A 16,747-nucleotide genomic window follows, 5' to 3' on the forward strand; every position below is an offset into this window, starting at 1 on the left:
CGGTGCGGCGGGACGAAAACAGACGGGCGACAGGTGCCCCGTACCTGTCACAATCGCCGCATGACCACGCTCAAGTCCAAGCTCAAGGAAGACCTCACCACGGCCATGAAGGCGCGTGACGAGCTCACCTCGTCCACCCTTCGGCTCACCCTCACCGCGATCACCAAGGAAGAGGTCAGCGGCAAGTCCGCGCGTGAGCTCTCGGACGACGAGGTGCAGAAGGTGATCGCCAGGGAGGCGAAGAAGCGCCGCGAGGCGGCCGAGGCCTTCGCGCAGGGCGGCCGGACCGAGCAGGCGGAGCGGGAGAGGGCCGAGGGGGAGCTGCTCGACGCCTATCTGCCCAAGCAGCTCTCCGACGACGAGCTCGGCGCGATCGTGGCGCAGGCCGTCGCGGAGGCCAAGGCCGCCGGGGCCGAGGGGCCGCGCGCCATGGGTGCCGTCATGAAGATCGTCGGGCCGAAGGTCGCAGGGCTCGCGGAGGGCGGCCGAGTGGCTGCCACTGTGAAGAAGCTCCTCGCGGGCTGAAGGCCGGCGAAGCGTACGACGCGACAAGGAGGGGTGCTCCCGGCCGGGGAGCACCCCTCCTTGCTGTTTCCTGCATGCGGTCCGCGATGTCCCTCAGCCCCGTGCGGGAGCCGGACGGTCAGGGACCGTTGCCGCCGCGCGTGCCGCCGTCGTTCCCACCGATGACGCCGGGCGGGAAGGTGATGCCGCCGATCGGGTCCTCGTCGCCGCCCTTGTCGTCGTCGCGGTCGCGGCCCTTACCCTTGTCCTTCGCCTTGTCCTCAGCCGGCTTGGCGCGCGGCACCGAGATCGGATTGAAGGACGGGGTCTCCGACGCGCTCAGCGCACCGGTCATCGCCGTCTTCCAGATGGGCCCCGGCAGACAGCCGCCGCAGACCTTGTCGTAGTACTGGCCGCCGATGTTGATGTCGTACATCGGCACCTTCTTGCCGATGTCGGCGCCGACCCACACCGCCGTGGACAGGTTCGGTGTGTAGCCGACGAACCAGGCGTCCACGCGGTTCTCGGTCGTACCCGTCTTACCCGCGTTGTCGCGGTCGGTGAGGCCGGCCTGGGTGCCGGTGCCGTCCTCGACGACGCCCTTGAGCATCTGGTTGATCGTGTCCGCGGTGTTCTCGCTCATCGCGCGCGAGCAGTCCGACGCGGGAACCTTCAGCTTCCTGCCGTTGGCGTCCGTGATCGACTCGATGGCGATCGGCGTGCAGAACATGCCGCGGTTGGCGAACGCGGCGTACGCGGACGCCATGGCGAGCGGAGTGCTCTCCGTGGTGCCGAGCGTGATGGAGGGGTTCTCCGTGAGCGGCTTGCCGTTGCCGCGCTGGTAGCCGACCTTCTTGGCCATCGTGAGGGTCTCGCAGAGGCCGGCCTTCTGCTCCAGCATCGCGAAGTAGGTGTTGATGGACTTGCCGAGGGCGCTCGTCATGTCGAAGGAGCCCTTCTCGGACTCCAGTTCGTTCTGCACGGACCAGTCGCCGCCGCCGGCGGGGCCACCGGCGCAGGTCTTGTACGTGTTGAGCGGAAGGGAGGTCTTCCATTCCGTGTCGAAGGTCTGCGCCGGGCTGATGCCCTTCTCCAGGGCGGCCGCCGCGGTGATCGGCTTGAAGGTCGAACCGACCTGGAAACCGAAGGTGCTGCCGCCCATCTTGTTGCTGACGGCGAGGTTGAGCACCGTCTCGTGCTGCTTCTGGTCCAGGCCGTACGGGCGGGACTGGCCCATCGAGAGGATCTTGCCGGAACCGGGCTCGACCTGCACCACCGAGGCGGCGACCTTGTCATCCTTGTTGACCTTCGAGGTGGCGGCCTCGTTGGCGGCCTCCTGCGCGCGCGGGGAAAGCGTGGTTTTGACCGTCAGACCGCCGAGGTTCCAGAGCTTGGAGCGCTCCTCCTCCGTCTTGCCGAAGGCCGGGTCGGTGAGGATCGTCTGGCGTACGTAGTCGCAGAAGAACCCCGAACCGCTGACGGCGGTGATGCAGCCGTTCTTCGGCTTCTTCACCTTCAGCTCGATCGGCGCGGCGATGGCCTTGGCCGCCTCGTCCTGCGAGATGTCGCCCACGGCAGCCATGCGCTGCAGGACGGTGTTGCGGCGCTTGGCCGCCTCTTCCTTGTCGTTGACCGGGTCGTAGCGGGTCGGCGACTGGACGAGGCCGGCCAGCATCGCGGCCTCCTCGAGCTTCAGGTCCTTGGCGTGCTTGGAGAAGTAGCGCTGCGAGGCCGCCTCGACGCCGTAGGCCTGCTGTCCGAAGAACGTGATGTTGAGGTAGTTCTCCAGGATCTTCTTCTTGCCGAGTTCTTCCTCGACCTGGATCGCGTACTTCAGCTCGCGGACCTTGCGGCCCAGGGTCTGCTGGGTTGCCTCGGCGACCTTGTCCGGGTCGTCACCGGCCTCCTCGACGAACACGTTCTTCACGTACTGCTGGGTGAGTGTCGAGGCGCCCTCGGCGGCTCCGCCCGCCTGCACATTGCGGTTCATCGCGCGCAGGATGCCCTTGAGGTCCACGGCGCCGTGCTCGTAGAAGCGCGAGTCCTCGATCGCGACGATCGCGTCCTGCATGTACGGAGAGATGTCCTTGAGCGGGACGACGGTGCGGTCGCGTGAGTAGACGGTGGCGATCGCGCCACCCTCGTTGTCCAGGATCGTTGTCCGCTGGCTCAGCGGTGGAGTCTTGAGATTGGACGGGATCTCGTCGAATCCCTCGACCGTCCCCTTGGCTGCGAGCCCCAGTGCGCCGGCGGCCGGCAGCGCGATGCCGGCCAGTACCGCTCCGGAGAGTGCGGCGACACCGAGGAACTTGGCGGCCTGCTGGGTCGTCGTGAGACCCCCGCCTGAGCGCTTCTTTGGCATGGGGGCAGCCTAATCCGTAGGGGAGAGCGTTCCGGTGGAGCGGGCGCCTCTCAAGATGTTCCAGTGCCGGATCGTGACATCCGGGTCCGTCCGGCCCGGTTCCGGCACCGACGGTCGCCGCGTACTCGCCCGACGCCGTCGCGTACGTGCCCGGACGCCGTCGGGGCAGGGCCGTGTGCGTCCGGCCCGCCTCCCGGCCTGGGGCAGAGCGGTGCGCGGCAGCTACCTTCTCATTCGCCGGACAGGCGTACAGGCGTTGGCCTAAGCTGCTCTCAACTGTCACAGCAGTCCGACCGCGCATCAACCCCCGTGCACCGCCCTCGCGCGATTCAGCCACCCGTGCGGCGTTCCCGAATTCGCCTCATGTGTCACCGAATGTCCGTCGCGTCTTGGGTATTCTGTCCCGATTGCGTCGGGAGGGTCACGCATGTCCCCCCATCACTCCTCTGGGTGATCTGCCGCGTACGCATAGTCCGTTCGGGCCATTCAAGATTGGGCCCGAAGGGGGTGTTGTGCTGTCGCCACCTTCCGTAACGTCCTCAACTGGCAGCGGTGAATATGCCGCTACCGCCGTGGGGGAGCCTCGATTCGGGAGAGGACGGCGCCGGCATGGGCTGGGTAACCGACTGGAGTGCGCAGGCAGCCTGCCGCACTACCGATCCGGATGAATTGTTCGTACAAGGGGCAGCGCAGAACAGGGCCAAGGCGGTGTGCACCGGTTGTCCGGTGCGGACCGAGTGCCTGGCCGATGCGCTGGACCATCGCGTCGAGTTCGGCGTGTGGGGCGGGATGACGGAGCGGGAGCGCCGTGCACTGTTGCGTCGCCGGCCCACCGTCACGTCCTGGCGTCGTCTGCTGGAGACCGCGCGCAGTGAGTACGAGCGGTCGACGGGCATGCTGCCCGCGGCCGTGGGCCTGGACGACGACGAACTGCACGAGACGTACGCCGCCGTGGGGTGAGGGCGTGACCTGCGCCGCCGCGTCGGGACCGCGCGCGGGCGGTCCCGCAGAGAGGCCCGCAGGCGGGTCTAAGCAGCTCCGGCCGGTGCGGAACCGGTCGCGAGCCGTTCCCCGATGGCCCGAAGGCCTGAGAGGTCGTGCACGTCACCGGGGAGCGCAGCCACCTCGGCCACCGGGACCTCGGGGTGCATCGCGGTGAAGCGGTCACGCGTCCGCTGCTCGCGCGCGACGACCTGCATCCGCTCGGCATGCAGCCGCAGCAGGCCTGCGGCCAGCTGCTCCACGGACACCAGGTCGGTGGCCGGAGCCGCGCCCCTGTCCGCTGCGGACGGCGCGGACGGCGCGGAGGGGTCATGGGGTGCGGGCCGGTCGGGCGGCTCAGGGGCGGTTGCGGTCCGGTCCTGCGGCTCGGAGGTGTGGTGTGTTCGGTCCTGCGGCTCGGGGGAGAGCGGTGACTCAGGGGCTTCGGGAGAGGTGACGGCCGGTGCGTCCACCGGGTCACAAAGGCCAGCCTTCCCGGCCGTCTGATCCACAATGCCGACGCCGTCAAGATTTTCTGCGGCGGCCAGCGCCCGCTCCGCGGAGAGCCGAGCGGCCCCGCTGCCGTGCACCCGGTTGAGCACCAGACCGGCCAGTGGCATCTCCTCCGCGGCCAGCCGCTCGACGAAGTACGCGGCCTCGCGCAGCGCGTCCCGCTCCGGCGTCGCCACCACGAGGAACGCCGTGCCGGGCGCCTGCAGCAGTTTGTACGTGGCGTCGGCCCGGGTGCGGAAACCGCCGAACATGGAGTCCATTGCCGCGACGAAGGTCTGTACGTCCCTGAGGAACTGACCGCCGAGCAACTTGCCGAGAGTTCCCGTCATCATCGACATACCGACGTTGAGGAACTTCATCCCTGCTCGCCCACCGATCTTCGCCGGGGCGAGCAGCAACCGGATGAACTTCCCGTCCAGGAAGGAGCCGAGACGTTTCGGCGCGTCCAGGAAGTCGAGGGCGGAGCGGGACGGAGGGGTGTCGACGATGATCAGGTCCCAGTCGTCGCGTGCCCTCAGCTGCCCGAGCTTCTCCATCGCCATGTACTCCTGAGTGCCGGCGAACCCGGCCGACAGGGACTGGTAGAAGGGGTTCTGCAGGATCGCGCGAGCCCGCTCGGCGTCCGTGTGCGCCTCGACGGTCTCGTCGAACGTGCGCTTCATGTCGAGCATCATGGCGTGCAGTTCACCGGTACCGGCACCGTCGATGTCCTCGACCCGGCGCGGGACGTTGTCCAACCGGTCGATGCCCATCGACTGGGCGAGCCGGCGGGCCGGGTCGATGGTCAGGACGACGACCTTGCGGCCGCGCTCGGCCGCCCGCACACCCAGCGCCGCCGCTGTCGTGGTCTTGCCGACACCGCCCGAACCGCAGCAGACGACGATTCGGATTCCCGGGTCGTCCAGCAGTGCGTCGGTGTCCAGTCCCGGTGCGATGTCCGTGCCCAGTGTCATGACCCCACCCCTCGTCCGGAACCGTTTCGTCCGGAGCCTCGTTGCCCGGAGCCGCGTCCCCTCCCCACCCCGGACACCTGCCCCGCGACGTCGGCCGTCTCGTCGCCCACACCCTGTTTACGGAACTCGGACGCCAGTTCGTAGAGGGCGGACAGGCTCATCCCTTCGCCCATCAGGGGGAGCTCGGCGGTGGGCAGCCCCAGTCCGGCCAGCACCGCTCGCTGCTCACGCTCGAGGGCCACCCGCTGGGCGTGTTCGGCCGCCTGTTCGACCAGCGGGCGTACGAGCCCGGCCGAGCCGGTCACACCGGCCCGGGTCAGCGCCTTCGCGAGCTCCTTGCGACGGCCCCCCGAGGCCGTACGCAGCGCCTCCTCGTCCAGCAGGTGGGGCCGCACCATGTTCACCACGACCCTTCCCACGGGCAGTTCGGCGGCACGCAGCTCCGCGATGCCGTCCGCCGTCTCCTGGACCGGCATCTCCTCCAGGAGTGTCACCAGGTGGACCGCCGTCTCGGAGGACTTCAGGACGCGCATCACCGCCTGCGCCTGATTGTGTATCGGGCCGATCCGCGCCAGCCCCGCCACCTCGTCGTTGACGTTGAGGAAGCGGGTGATGCGGCCGGTGGGCGGTGCGTCCATGATCACGTAGTCGTAGACGAACCGGCCCTGCTTGTCCTTGCGGCGTACCGCTTCACAGGCCTTGCCGGTCAGCAGGACGTCCCGGACCCCGGGCGCGATGGTGGTGGCGAAGTCGATCGCGCCGAGCTTCTTGAGCGCCCGGCCCGCGCTGCCCAGTTTGTAGAACATCTGGAGGTAGTCCAGGAGCGCGCGCTCCGCGTCGATCGCCAGGGCGTGGACCTCCCCGCCCCCCGGGGCCACGGCGATCCGGCGCTCCTCGTAGGGAAGGGCCTCGGACTCGAAGAGCTGGGCGATGCCCTGTCTGCCCTCGACCTCGACGAGGAGGGTGCGCCTGCCCTCGGTCGCGAGGGCGAGCGCGAGGGCGGCGGCGACCGTGGTCTTACCGGTACCGCCCTTGCCGCTGACGACCTGGAACCTGCTCACGTCTTCGAGCCTAACCAGTCGGCAGGCAGGCTACGCACGAGGCCACCTGTGCCAGGCATTACAGTCGGCTCATGACCAAGTGGGAATACGCGACCGTGCCCCTTCTCGTGCACGCGACCAAGCAGATTCTGGACACCTGGGGCGAGGACGGCTGGGAGCTGGTCCAGGTCGTGCCCGGCCCGAACCCCGAGCAGCTCGTGGCCTACCTGAAGCGGGAGAAGTCGTAGTGGCGGGCGCCGTCGAGGCGCAGCTCGCCGAGCTCGGCCTGACGCTTCCGGCCGTCGTCCCGCCGCTGGCCTCGTACCAGCCGGCGGTGCGCTCCGGGGTGTACGTGTACACCTCCGGCCAGTTGCCGATGGTGGACGGCAAGCTGGCCGTGACCGGCAAGGTCGGCGCCGAGGTGACGGCGGACGAGGCCAAGGAGCTCGCCAGGACGTGCGCGCTGAACGCCCTGGCTGCCGTGAAGTCGGTCGCCGGTGACCTGGACCGGATCGCCAGGGTCGTGAAGGTGGTGGGCTTCGTCGCCTCGGCCTCCGACTTCACCGGGCAGCCGGGCGTCGTCAACGGCGCGAGCGAGCTGCTGGGCGCTGTCCTGGGTGACAAGGGCGTGCACGCCCGCAGCGCCGTCGGCGTCGCGGTGCTGCCCCTGGACGCACCGGTGGAGATCGAGATCCAGGTCGAACTCGTCGAGGACTGAGCCGTGCCGTCCCGCTGATCCCGCCCCGCCCTGCCGGCGGGGCGGGATCACGTGCGTGAGGGGCGTCTTCGGCAGGGTGCGGCCGACCGGTCCCACGGACTCCTTGCGCCCGGGTGGGTCTCGAACATCGGCGCGCTTCCGGATAGCCTCCGGCCATGCCCAACGGTCAGTGGTACCCACCGGAATGGCCCGCCCGGATCCGGGCCCTCGCCGGTGGCGATCTGAAGGTCGTGACCCCTAGGCGCGCGGCCACGGTGATGTTGCTGAGGGACGGCCGTCCGGGGCCGGACGGCCGGGGTCCGGCCGTCCACATGCTCCGGCGGCGCACCTCCATGGCTTTTGCCGGGGGTGCCTACGCCTATCCGGGTGGCGGGGTGGACCCGCGCGACGACGACCACCTCGTGGGGTGGGCGGGGCCGTCACTGGAGAGCTGGGCCCGGCGGTTGGGCGTCGACACGGTGGCCGAGGCGCAGGCCGTCGTCTGCGCCGCGGTCCGTGAGACGTACGAGGAAGCGGGCGTCCTGCTGGCCGGGCCGACCGCCGGGACGGTGGTGAGCGACACCACGGGCGCCGACTGGGAGGCCGACCGCGAGGCCCTCGTGGCCCGTGAGCTGTCCTTCGCCGGATTCCTGGACCGCCGGGGCCTCGTCCTGCGCTCCGACCTGCTCGGCGCGTGGGCCCGCTGGATCACTCCGGAGTTCGAGCCGCGCAGGTACGACACCTGGTTCTTCGTCGCCGCGCTCCCGGAAGGCCAGCGGACCCGGAACGTCTCCACGGAGGCCGACCGGACGGTCTGGATCCGTCCCGGGGACGCCGCCGACCGCTACGACCGGGGAGAACTCCTGATGATGCCGCCGACCGTGGCCACACTGCGCGCGCTGAGGCCGTACGGGACAGCCGCGGAGGCCCTGGAGGCAGCAAGTGCCCAGGACCTCACTCCCGTGCTGGCAGAAGCCCGTATGGACGGTGACATGCTGGTGCTGAGCTGGCCGGGGCACGACGAGTTCACGCAGCACGTTCCGGCCGCGACCGGGGCCGCGTCCGCCGCTCGGGACGCCGGCCGCAAGGGCGGTGGCGCACCGTGAGCGACGCCGCGGCACTGCCCGGCCGCCCCCGGGGCGGCGCCCTCTCCGGCCCCGCCACGGCCCGGGCGGTCAACGTCCTCGCACCCAACGCCTCCGCGATGACGCTGGACGGCACGAACACCTGGATCGTCGCCGAGCCGGACTCCGATCTGGCGGTCGTGATCGACCCGGGGCCGCTCGACGACGTACACCTGCGGGCCGTCATCGACACCGCGGAGCGGGCCGGGCGCCGCATCGGGCTCACGCTGCTGACGCACGGCCATCCCGACCACGCGGAGGGCGCCGCACGGTTCGCCGAGCTCACACGCACGAAGGTGCGCGCCCTGGACGCGGCGCTGCGCCTCGGCGACGAGGGGCTGGCGGCAGGCGATGTGATCACCACCGGAGGCCTCGAACTCCGGGTCGTCCCCACCCCGGGGCACACCGCGGACTCGCTCTCCTTCCACATCCCCGCAGACCGCGCCGTACTGACGGGCGACACGGTTCTCGGAAGGGGGACGACGGTCGTCGCGCACCCGGACGGGCGGCTGGGCGACTACCTGGACACGCTGCGCCGGCTGCGCTCGCTGACCGTCGACGACGGGGTGCGTACCGTGCTGCCGGGGCATGGTCCCGTGCTGGAGGACGCCCAGGGCGCCGTCGAGTTCTACCTCGCCCACCGGGCCCACCGGCTGGCCCAGGTCGAGACGGCCGTGGAGGCCGGCCACCGTACGCCCGCGCAGGTCGTGGCGGCCGTCTACGCGGACGTCGACCGCTCCCTGTGGCCCGCGGCCGAACTGTCGGTCCGGGCCCAGTTGGAGTATCTCGCCGAGCACGGGCTCATAGAGGCCGACCAGTAGGCCTGGACGGCTGCGGCCCGGCCTCCGCGGCTCGGGCGGATGCCCCGGACACGCCGAGGGGCCCCGCCGGACGGCGGGGCCCCTCGCGGAGCGGATAGGCGGCAGGGCGTCAGCGGGACCGCTTCGCCAGCCGCTCCACGTCCAGCAGGATCACGGCGCGGGCCTCGAGGCGCAGCCAGCCGCGGCCGGCGAAGTCCGCGAGGGCCTTGTTGACCGTCTCGCGGGAGGCGCCGACGAGCTGGGCCAGTTCTTCCTGGGTCAGGTCGTGCACGACGTGGATGCCCTCCTCCGACTGCACGCCGAAACGGCGCGACAGGTCGAGGAGCGCACGGGCGACACGGCCCGGCACGTCGGAGAAGACCAGGTCGGACATCTGGTCGTTGGTCTTGCGCAGTCGGCGGGCGACGGCGCGCAGCAGCGCCGTGGCCACCTCGGGGCGCGCGTTCAGCCAGGGCTGGAGGTCGCCGTGGCCGAGGCCGAGGAGCTTGACCTCGGTCAGCGCCGTCGCGGTGGCGGTGCGCGGGCCCGGGTCGAAGAGCGAGAGCTCCCCGATCAGCTCACCGGGACCGAGGACGGCCAGCATGTTCTCCCGCCCGTCGGGGGACGTGCGGTGGAGCTTCACCTTGCCCTCGGTCACCACATAGAGGCGGTCCCCCGGGTCACCCTCGTGGAACAGCGCGTCGCCGCGCGCGAGGGTCACCTCACTCATCGAGGCGCGGAGCTCCGCGGCCTGCTCGTCATCGAGCGCCGCGAAAAGCGGGGCGCGCCGCAGAACGTCGTCCACGAGTTCTCTCCTTGTCGGCCTGTTCAGGGAAGCGTGGTCCCCATGATGCCGGACGGTAAAACAGTGCGATCGATCACAAACCAGTTTGACGCACGGTCGTGCCGGGCCCTACGGCAGGGGGCCGATCGGCGTGGATGCGCGGTGACCGGGGCGGATGTCAGTCCGTGGCTCTAGGCTGGCCGAGTGTCCGGAAAGCCGGTGAGAACGCAGGTCGAGGGGGCTGATGGGGTGTCGGAGGACGAGAATTCCGCTGTGGGCGAACAGCCTGGACAGCGCCGTAGAAATGCCGCAAAGCGCCCGTCGGGAGCGTCCCCGGGCAAGGGCGCGGCTCCTGCCGCGCAAGCGGCCGGAGCGGCAGCATCGTCTCGGTCGGCCTCACCGCGGGCGGCCGGAGCGGGGAAGGGGACCGCGAAGCCGGAGTCGCGTCTGGCGATGGTGCGCCGTGCCCGCCGGATCAACCGCGAGCTCGCCGACGTCTACCCGTACGCCCACCCCGAACTGGACTTCCGCAATCCGTTCGAGCTGCTGGTGGCCACGGTCCTCTCCGCCCAGACCACCGACCTGAGGGTGAACCAGACCACTCCCGCCCTCTTCGCCCGCTATCCGACACCCGAGGACATGGCGGCCGCCGTGCCCGAGGAGCTGGAGGCGATCATCCGGCCGACCGGGTTCTTCCGGGCCAAGGCCCGCTCCCTCATGGGTCTGTCGGCGTCCCTCAGGGACAACTTCGGCGGTGAGGTGCCGGGCCGTCTGAAAGATCTCGTGACGCTGCCAGGCGTCGGCCGCAAGACGGCGAACGTCGTCCTGGGCAATGCGTTCGGTGTGCCCGGCATCACGGTGGACACCCACTTCGGCCGGCTGGTCCGCCGATGGAAGTGGACCGAGCAGGAGGACCCGGAGAAGGTCGAGGCGGACATCGCCGCGATCTTCCCCAAGAGCGAATGGACGATGCTGTCCCACCGCGTCGTCTTCCACGGCCGACGCATCTGCCACGCCCGCAAGCCCGCCTGCGGTGCCTGTCCGATCGCCCCGCTCTGCCCCGCCTACGGCGAGGGGGAGACGGACCCGGAGAAGGCCAAGAAGCTTCTGAAGTACGAGATGGGCGGTTACCCGGGCCAGCGGCTCAGCCCGCCTCCGGACTACCCGGGCAGGCCGGCTCCGCCCCTCGGAGCCGGGTGATACCCACCCCCATGAGCGTGCCCGACGGCACCGCTCGGAACGAAATGGCCGGCGGCAGGCGTTGAAAGCGACGGTAGAAAGCGACGGGGGTGCCCATGACGCACGTACAGAGCATGAGGACCGCACGAGAGGCGGCCACCACGGAACCAGGCGCGCCGGACGACAGTGCGATCACCGTCACGACCGAGGGCCTGCCCGGCTGGCTGGGCCCGGTGGCGCAGACCGCGCGGAGCGTCCGTGCCCAGCAGCTCAGTCGCTTCCTGCCGCCGGAGAGCGGTGCGGGCCGCCAGTCCGCCGTCCTGATCCTCTTCGGCGAGGGTGAGCGAGGCCCTGAACTGCTGCTGATGGAGCGCTCCGGCACCCTGCGCTCCCATGCCGGCCAGCCGTCCTTCCCCGGCGGCTCCCTCGATCCGGAGGACGGCGACCCCGAGACCTCCGGGCCGCTCAGGGCGGCGCTGCGGGAGGCTGAGGAGGAGACCGGCCTCGATCCCGCCGGTGTCCAGATCTTCGGCGTACTGCCCCGGCTCTACATCCCGGTGAGCAGTTTCGTGGTCACGCCCGTCCTCGGTTGGTGGAGAGCTCCCAGCCCCGTGGGAGTGGTCGATCCGGCCGAGACCGCCCGGGTGTTCACCGTCCCCGTGGCGGATCTCACGGATCCGGCCAACCGTGCGACGGCCGTCCACCCGAGCGGTCACAAGGGCCCGGCATTCCTGGTCGAATCCGCGCTGGTCTGGGGCTTCACAGCCGGCCTGATCGATCGTCTCGTGCACTACGCGGGCTGGGAACGCCCCTGGGACCGCGCCAAGCAGGTGCCGCTCGACTGGCGCGCATGACAGGCTGACCCCCGTGCTGCGCTGTTCCGGGCCTGGCCCGGACCCCGTCGAACCGGACGGGCCAGGTGACGAATCTGCGAGGCTATAGACGGTGAATGTGCTGGACATCCTGCTGCTGGTCGGTGCCGTGTGGTTCGCGGTCATCGGCTACCGCCAGGGTTTCGTCGTCGGCATCCTGTCCGTGATCGGCTTCCTGGGTGGCGGCCTGGTGGCCGTCTACCTGCTGCCGGTCATCTGGGACCAGGTGACCGACGGGTCGGAGGTTTCCTCCACCGCCGCCATCGTCGCGGTCGTGATCGTGATCGTGTGTGCCTCCGTGGGACAGGCATTCACCACCCACCTGGGCAGCAAACTCCGCCGGTACATCACGTGGTCGCCCGCGCGCGCCCTTGATGCCACCGGCGGTTCCCTGGTCAATGTCGCGGCCATGCTGCTGGTCGCCTGGCTGATCGGCTCGGCACTCGCAGGGACGTCTCTGCCGACGCTGGGCAAGGAGGTCCGCAGCTCGTCGGTCCTGCTGGGTGTCTCCCGCGTGATGCCCGATCAGGCCTCGAACTGGTTCACCGACTTCTCCTCGGTCCTCGCGCAGAACGGCTTCCCACAGGTCTTCAGCCCCTTCGCCAACGAGCCCATCACCGAGGTCCAGGCGCCGGATCCGGCGCTGGCGGGCAGCCCCGTCGCCGCACGCGCCAAGGAATCCATCGTCAAGGTCGTCGGCATGGCACCAGGCTGCGGCAAGGTGCTCGAGGGATCCGGGTTCGTCGTCTCCGACCGGCGCGTCATGACCAATGCGCACGTGGTCGGCGGAGTCGACGAGCCGACCGTCCAGATCGGCGGCGAAGGCCGGCTCTACGACGCGAAGGTCGTCCTCTACGACTGGCAGCGTGACATCGCCGTCCTGGACGTTCCGGACCTCGACGCCGAGCCGCTGCGCTTCACGGACACGAAGCACGACGCCAGGAGCGGTGACAGCGCCATCGTCGCCGGTTTCCCGGAGAACGGTGCCTACGACGTGCGCTCCGCGCGCATTCGTGGCCGTATCGACGCCGGTGGCCCGGACATCTACCACCGGGGCACTGTGCAGCGCGATGTGTACTCGCTCTTCGCGACCGTCCGCCAGGGCAATTCCGGCGGCCCGCTGCTCACTCCGGACGGCAAGGTGTACGGCGTGGTGTTCGCCAAGTCGCTCGACGACCCCGACACCGGGTACGCCCTGACGGCCGACGAGATCCGAGAGGACATCGACCTCGGCAAGGCCGCTGTCCAGGAGGTCGACAGCCAGGGCTGCGCCCTGTAGGAAGCGTCGTCCGGGCGACGCCCGGCCGGTGTTCCCGGTGCCTCGGTACACCGGACGGTCCCACGGCCTCGAAGGGCGTGGGACCGTCCGGGGTGTGCCGTTCCGTCCTGCAGCGGGTCGTTCCCCGTGTCACGTCCGGGGATGGCGCAGCCGCGCCGAGACCCAGCGTGCCCTGCGATGGAGGATGCGCGGGATGCCCAGCCGGAGATCATGAAAATCGCTCACATCGTGCACCCGGCTCAGGGAGCCGCCCCCCTCAAGAGTGCTCGGACCAGCAGGAGCGGTCGAGCGGCGGTTGCGTGCTGCGTCAGTGAAGTCGCGCGTCCAGCCCATACCCCGACGTCTGCCCGTGACTCAAGGTCGGTAATCGCGTGTGAGTCAGCCAATTGGCTTATGCGCCAGGCAAGTGGCTCTTCGTCGGACACGTGTTCCGTGCGGCTAACGGTCGGGCTCGGGATCCTTGAGCCAGTTGATGAGCTCGGTCGAGAAGCCGACCGGATCCTCCTCGTGGGGGAAGTGCCCCAGACCGTCGAAAAGTCGCCAACGGTAGGGCGCCTCGACGTATGCCCCGGACCCGGCGGAGCTGCGGGTCCGGACCGCGGGGTCGAGGGAACCGTGCAGGTGCAGCGTCGGTACGCGCACGGGTCGCTTCATCCGCCGGTTGAACTGGATGCCGTCCGGACGGGCCAGGGAGCGAACCATCCAGCGGTACGGCTCGATCGAGCAGTGCGCCGTCGACGGGATGGACATGGCGCGCCGGTAGACGTCCACGGTGGCGTCGTCGGGAAAGTCCGTTGTGCGAGGCCCCGACCAGTCGCGGATCAGCCGCCCGACCAACGCCGAGTCGTCCGCGACGAGCTGACGTTCCGGCACCCACGGTCGCTGGAAGCCCCAGATGTGCGAACCGGCCCGGGACTGGGCCACGTCGGAGAGCATCGAGGATCGCCAGCGTCGCGGATGGGGCATCGACGACACCGCGAGCCGGCGTACCAGCTTCGGCCGCATGACGGCTGCGGTCCAGGCGAGGTAGCCGCCCATGTCGTGACCGACGAGTGCCGCGTCCGGCTCGCCGAGCGACCGGATCACGCCGGTGACGTCGAGTGCCAGGTTGGCCGGGTCGTATCCGCGCGGCGTGCGGTCGCTGCCGCCCACGCCTCGCAGGTCCATGGCTACGGCACGGAACCCCGCGTCGGCCAGCGCGGTGAGCTGGTGGCGCCAGGTCCACCAGAACTGCGGAAAGCCGTGCAGCAGCAGCACCAGCGGCCCGTCACCGAGCTCCGCGATGTGGAAGCGGGCGCCGTTCGCCGCCACGTCGCGGTGGGTCCAGGGGCCGTCGAGGCGGACGGGGCCGCCGGGGCCGGCTGCCGGCCCCAGCGGCCCCACAGGGCCGGCTGTACTCATATCGGGAACGGTCATGTGGACGAGCGTGCCACAGAGTTCGCCTTGTCCTGGACCGGGTGGGTCTCGATGGCCTTGTCCGCGAGGGTGCTCCCCTGCGCGCGCTCGATCGCGTGCGCGGAGACGGCGGGGCGCGGATGCGGTTTCACACCCTGCAGGACCGCCGCGGTCTGCTTGGCCGAGGCGATGGACTTCTCCGGCGGCTTGACCTTCTTGAACTTGGCGAGGCCGAACAGCGCGAGGAGGATGCCCAGAAGAATGAACGCACCGCCCACGATCAGGAACGACCAGGCCAGACCGAGCCCGAGGTTGTGGATCCCGTAGGCCGCGGCGAAGCTCAGCACCGGAATCGCGAACAGGATCAGTACACCGGTGACGATGAACGCCACGCTGCCGATCACACCGCGCTTGACGTCCTGCCGCACCTCGGCCTTCGCCAGGGCGATTTCGTCGTGCACCAGCGCGGACATCTCGGCGGTCGCCGAAGCGAACAGCTGTCCGAGACTACGGTCGGTGCTGCCCGCATAGTTGCCGGGGTCGCTCATCCCTGACTCCCTCTCCTCTTCCGTACATCCGATGTCAGATCATGCCGGACTGCCCGGCTTACCGCTCGCTGCCCCCGCTTGCTCGGCAAGGCGGCGGTGCTCGGCCGCCTTCCTTTCGTACAGGGCGGCCATCCGTAGGTGGTAGTCCGGGTCGTCCTGCTCGTAGACGTCAGGAACACCCGACTGGTCCTCGTCGAGCTCCTCCGCCTCGTACAGGGCCCGGTATCTGCGTACCCGGAGTTTCAGCAGTACACCGGAGAGTACGGCGGCAATGAGGGAACCGAGGAGCACCGCGGCCTTGACCTCGTTGATCATGTCCTCATCGCCCGTGAAAGCGAGCTCACCGATGAGCAGCGAGACGGTGAAGCCGATTCCGGCGAGCGTGGCCACGGCGAAGACGTCCGCCCAGGCCAGGTCCTTGTTCAGCTCGGCCTTGGTGAACCGGCTGACCAGCCACGTACCGCCGAAGACGCCGACGGTCTTCCCGACGACCAGACCGAGAACCACGCCGAGGGTTTCGGGCCGGGTGAACACGCTTGCCAGGGCATCACCCTTGAGGGTGACACCCGCTGAGAAGAGCGCGAACAACGGCACGGCGATTCCGGCCGACAGGGGGCGCACCAGGTGTTCGATGCGTTCACCGGGGGACTGCGACTCGCCCTCGCGGCGCGTGCAGCGGAGCATGAGACCCATGGCCACACCGGCGATGGTGGCGTGGACGCCGCTGTTGTACATCAGTGCCCAGATGACCAGGGCGAGCGGTAGATGGATGTACCAGCCGCGGACGTCGGCGCGCAGCAGTACGTAGAAGACGACCAGGCCGGCGAAGGCCCCGCCGAGGGCCAGGAAGTCGATGGTGTCGGTGAAGAAGAGCGCGATGATCAGGATGGCGAACAGGTCGTCGACCACGGCGAGCGTCAGCAGGAAGGCACGCAGCGCCGACGGCAGCGATGTGCCGATGACCGCGAGTACGGCGAGTGCGAAGGCGATGTCGGTGGCGGTGGGCACGGCCCAGCCGGCCGGGGAGCCCCCGCCGAGCACCGCAGTCAGGGCGTAGACGACGGCGGGAACGGCCATGCCGCACAGTGCCGCGGCCACGGGGAGGGCGGCGGCCCTGGGGTCCCGGAGTTCGCCCGCGACCAGTTCGCGCTTGAGCTCGACGCCGGCGACGAAGAAGAAGACGGCGAGCAGGCCGTCGGCCGCCCAGTGGGCCACGGACAGGTGGAGCCCCAGCGCTTCGGGACCGAAGTGGAAATGGCCGACGGCCGCATAACTGGAGCCGAAGGCGTTCGCCCAGATCAGTGCTGCGACGGCTGCAGCCAGGAGGAGGACGCCACCGACCGTCTCGGCGCGCAGGGCGTCGGCGAGGTAATTCCGCTCGGGCAGGGAGAGCCTGCCGAGCAGGGTGCGGCGGGGGGGCGGGGGAGCGGGCGCGTCCACGGGAGACCTCCGGTCGGGAACGGCAGCAACGGCATGGCGAAACACATGCCGACCAGACTTCCCGGCGCACCTGTGGAGATGTGTGTGCAGTTGTCGTTGACCAGCCGACTTGCTCCGCCGGCGAAGTCACCACTCTACCCGGGGTGCCGGACTCCGGCCGGGAGACGACCTGCGACACGGCCCGAGGTGCGGCCCGAGGCAGCGGGGCGGAGCGGTGGCCGGTGGGCCGGCCGGACGCAGCGGCTCAGTGACAGCGGTGAATGCGTCGAGGGGCAC

Annotated in this window: 17 protein-coding genes; 9 read left to right on the forward strand and 8 right to left on the reverse strand. The window is 70.0% G+C overall.

Annotated elements, in window-relative coordinates:
* Window positions 1–60 precede the first annotated feature (60 nt).
* Window positions 61–525, forward strand: a complete 465-nt coding sequence (locus QFZ58_RS20110; protein WP_307126288.1) for a GatB/YqeY domain-containing protein — start codon at window positions 61–63, stop codon at window positions 523–525.
* 118 nt (window positions 526–643) lie between these two features.
* Here the strand turns inward: QFZ58_RS20110 and QFZ58_RS20115 are convergent, their stop codons facing one another.
* Window positions 644–2,866, reverse strand: a complete 2,223-nt coding sequence (locus QFZ58_RS20115; protein ID WP_307126289.1) for a transglycosylase domain-containing protein — start codon at window positions 2,864–2,866, stop codon at window positions 644–646.
* Window positions 2,867–3,475: 609 nt separating this feature from the next.
* On the opposite strand from QFZ58_RS20115, the gene QFZ58_RS20120 reads away from it, so the two are divergent.
* Window positions 3,476–3,826: a WhiB family transcriptional regulator gene (locus QFZ58_RS20120; protein WP_307126290.1), complete on the forward strand. Its 351-nt coding sequence runs from the start codon at window positions 3,476–3,478 to the stop codon at window positions 3,824–3,826.
* A gap of 68 nt (window positions 3,827–3,894) precedes the next feature.
* Here the strand turns inward: QFZ58_RS20120 and QFZ58_RS20125 are convergent, their stop codons facing one another.
* Both QFZ58_RS20125 and QFZ58_RS20130 read right to left on the reverse strand, forming a co-directional pair.
* Window positions 3,895–5,313: an ArsA family ATPase gene (locus QFZ58_RS20125; RefSeq protein ID WP_307126291.1), complete on the reverse strand. Its 1,419-nt coding sequence runs from the start codon at window positions 5,311–5,313 to the stop codon at window positions 3,895–3,897.
* Window positions 5,310–6,374: an ArsA-related P-loop ATPase gene (locus tag QFZ58_RS20130; protein WP_307126292.1), complete on the reverse strand. Its 1,065-nt coding sequence runs from the start codon at window positions 6,372–6,374 to the stop codon at window positions 5,310–5,312. Before QFZ58_RS20130 ends, QFZ58_RS20125 begins: the two co-directional genes overlap by 4 nt.
* A gap of 71 nt (window positions 6,375–6,445) precedes the next feature.
* Here QFZ58_RS20130 and QFZ58_RS20135 point away from each other — a divergent pair, with 71 nt between their 5' ends.
* The 4 genes from QFZ58_RS20135 (at window position 6,446) to QFZ58_RS20150 (ending at window position 8,995) form a co-directional block, all read left to right on the forward strand.
* Window positions 6,446–6,601, forward strand: a complete 156-nt coding sequence (locus QFZ58_RS20135; protein ID WP_176101022.1) for a DUF4177 domain-containing protein — start codon at window positions 6,446–6,448, stop codon at window positions 6,599–6,601.
* On the forward strand, window positions 6,601–7,071 hold the full coding sequence (locus QFZ58_RS20140; protein ID WP_307126293.1) for a RidA family protein: 471 nt from the start codon (window positions 6,601–6,603) through the stop codon (window positions 7,069–7,071). The genes QFZ58_RS20135 and QFZ58_RS20140 overlap by 1 nt, the downstream gene beginning before the upstream one ends.
* Before the next feature lie 155 nt (window positions 7,072–7,226).
* The gene (locus QFZ58_RS20145; RefSeq protein WP_307126294.1) at window positions 7,227–8,156 is read left to right on the forward strand and encodes an NUDIX hydrolase; all 930 of its coding nucleotides are present in this window, start codon (window positions 7,227–7,229) and stop codon (window positions 8,154–8,156) included.
* Window positions 8,153–8,995 carry an MBL fold metallo-hydrolase gene (locus QFZ58_RS20150; protein ID WP_307126295.1) on the forward strand — a complete coding sequence of 281 codons (843 nt, stop codon included), beginning with the start codon at window positions 8,153–8,155 and terminating at the stop codon, window positions 8,993–8,995. The genes QFZ58_RS20145 and QFZ58_RS20150 overlap by 4 nt, the downstream gene beginning before the upstream one ends.
* Before the next feature lie 109 nt (window positions 8,996–9,104).
* Here the strand turns inward: QFZ58_RS20150 and QFZ58_RS20155 are convergent, their stop codons facing one another.
* Window positions 9,105–9,779, reverse strand: a complete 675-nt coding sequence (locus QFZ58_RS20155; protein WP_014046869.1) for a Crp/Fnr family transcriptional regulator — start codon at window positions 9,777–9,779, stop codon at window positions 9,105–9,107.
* Between the two features lie 183 nt (window positions 9,780–9,962).
* Here QFZ58_RS20155 and nth point away from each other — a divergent pair, with 183 nt between their 5' ends.
* The 3 genes from nth to QFZ58_RS20170 all read left to right on the forward strand — a co-directional run bounded on the left by nth (window position 9,963) and on the right by QFZ58_RS20170 (window position 13,088).
* Entirely contained in the window at window positions 9,963–10,958 is a 996-nt protein-coding gene (gene nth / locus QFZ58_RS20160) for an endonuclease III (protein WP_373428571.1), read from the forward strand.
* Between the two features lie 95 nt (window positions 10,959–11,053).
* Window positions 11,054–11,791: a CoA pyrophosphatase gene (locus tag QFZ58_RS20165; RefSeq protein ID WP_307126296.1), complete on the forward strand. Its 738-nt coding sequence runs from the start codon at window positions 11,054–11,056 to the stop codon at window positions 11,789–11,791.
* Window positions 11,792–11,882: 91 nt separating this feature from the next.
* A complete protein-coding gene (locus tag QFZ58_RS20170) occupies window positions 11,883–13,088 on the forward strand; it encodes a MarP family serine protease (RefSeq protein ID WP_307126297.1) in 1,206 nt (401 codons plus the stop codon).
* A gap of 129 nt (window positions 13,089–13,217) precedes the next feature.
* On the opposite strand, the gene QFZ58_RS20175 is transcribed toward QFZ58_RS20170, so the two are convergent.
* From QFZ58_RS20175 to nhaA, 4 genes are all read right to left on the reverse strand, one after another.
* Window positions 13,218–13,421, reverse strand: coding sequence for a hypothetical protein (locus QFZ58_RS20175; protein WP_307126298.1), 204 nt, complete (start codon window positions 13,419–13,421; stop codon window positions 13,218–13,220).
* Between the two features lie 105 nt (window positions 13,422–13,526).
* Window positions 13,527–14,504, reverse strand: a complete 978-nt coding sequence (locus QFZ58_RS20180; protein WP_307126299.1) for an alpha/beta fold hydrolase — start codon at window positions 14,502–14,504, stop codon at window positions 13,527–13,529.
* Window positions 14,501–15,031, reverse strand: coding sequence for a phage holin family protein (locus QFZ58_RS20185; RefSeq protein ID WP_307126300.1), 531 nt, complete (start codon window positions 15,029–15,031; stop codon window positions 14,501–14,503). The genes QFZ58_RS20180 and QFZ58_RS20185 overlap by 4 nt, the downstream gene beginning before the upstream one ends.
* 39 nt (window positions 15,032–15,070) lie before the next feature.
* The gene (gene nhaA, locus QFZ58_RS20190; protein WP_307126301.1) at window positions 15,071–16,471 is read right to left on the reverse strand and encodes a Na+/H+ antiporter NhaA; all 1,401 of its coding nucleotides are present in this window, start codon (window positions 16,469–16,471) and stop codon (window positions 15,071–15,073) included.
* Window positions 16,472–16,747 lie beyond the last annotated feature (276 nt).

It is taken from the genome of Streptomyces sp. B1I3 (assembly GCF_030816615.1).
GTDB lineage: Bacteria > Actinomycetota > Actinomycetes > Streptomycetales > Streptomycetaceae > Streptomyces.

Excerpts from the sequence above, each read along its gene's own strand:
- QFZ58_RS20175 (WP_307126298.1), bottom strand. The coding sequence starts at position 13,421 with ATGGGCTGGACGCGCGACTTCACTGACGCAGCACGCAACCGCCGCTCG.
- QFZ58_RS20180 (WP_307126299.1), bottom strand. The coding sequence starts at position 14,504 with ATGACCGTTCCCGATATGAGTACAGCCGGCCCTGTGGGGCCGCTGGGG.
- QFZ58_RS20115 (WP_307126289.1), bottom strand. The coding sequence starts at position 2,866 with ATGCCAAAGAAGCGCTCAGGCGGGGGTCTCACGACGACCCAGCAGGCC.
- QFZ58_RS20110 (WP_307126288.1), top strand. The coding sequence starts at position 61 with ATGACCACGCTCAAGTCCAAGCTCAAGGAAGACCTCACCACGGCCATG.
- QFZ58_RS20125 (WP_307126291.1), bottom strand. The coding sequence starts at position 5,313 with ATGACACTGGGCACGGACATCGCACCGGGACTGGACACCGACGCACTG.
- QFZ58_RS20120 (WP_307126290.1), top strand. The coding sequence starts at position 3,476 with ATGGGCTGGGTAACCGACTGGAGTGCGCAGGCAGCCTGCCGCACTACC.
- QFZ58_RS20145 (WP_307126294.1), top strand. The coding sequence starts at position 7,227 with ATGCCCAACGGTCAGTGGTACCCACCGGAATGGCCCGCCCGGATCCGG.
- QFZ58_RS20185 (WP_307126300.1), bottom strand. The coding sequence starts at position 15,031 with ATGAGCGACCCCGGCAACTATGCGGGCAGCACCGACCGTAGTCTCGGA.
- QFZ58_RS20135 (WP_176101022.1), top strand. The coding sequence starts at position 6,446 with ATGACCAAGTGGGAATACGCGACCGTGCCCCTTCTCGTGCACGCGACC.
- QFZ58_RS20165 (WP_307126296.1), top strand. The coding sequence starts at position 11,054 with ATGACGCACGTACAGAGCATGAGGACCGCACGAGAGGCGGCCACCACG.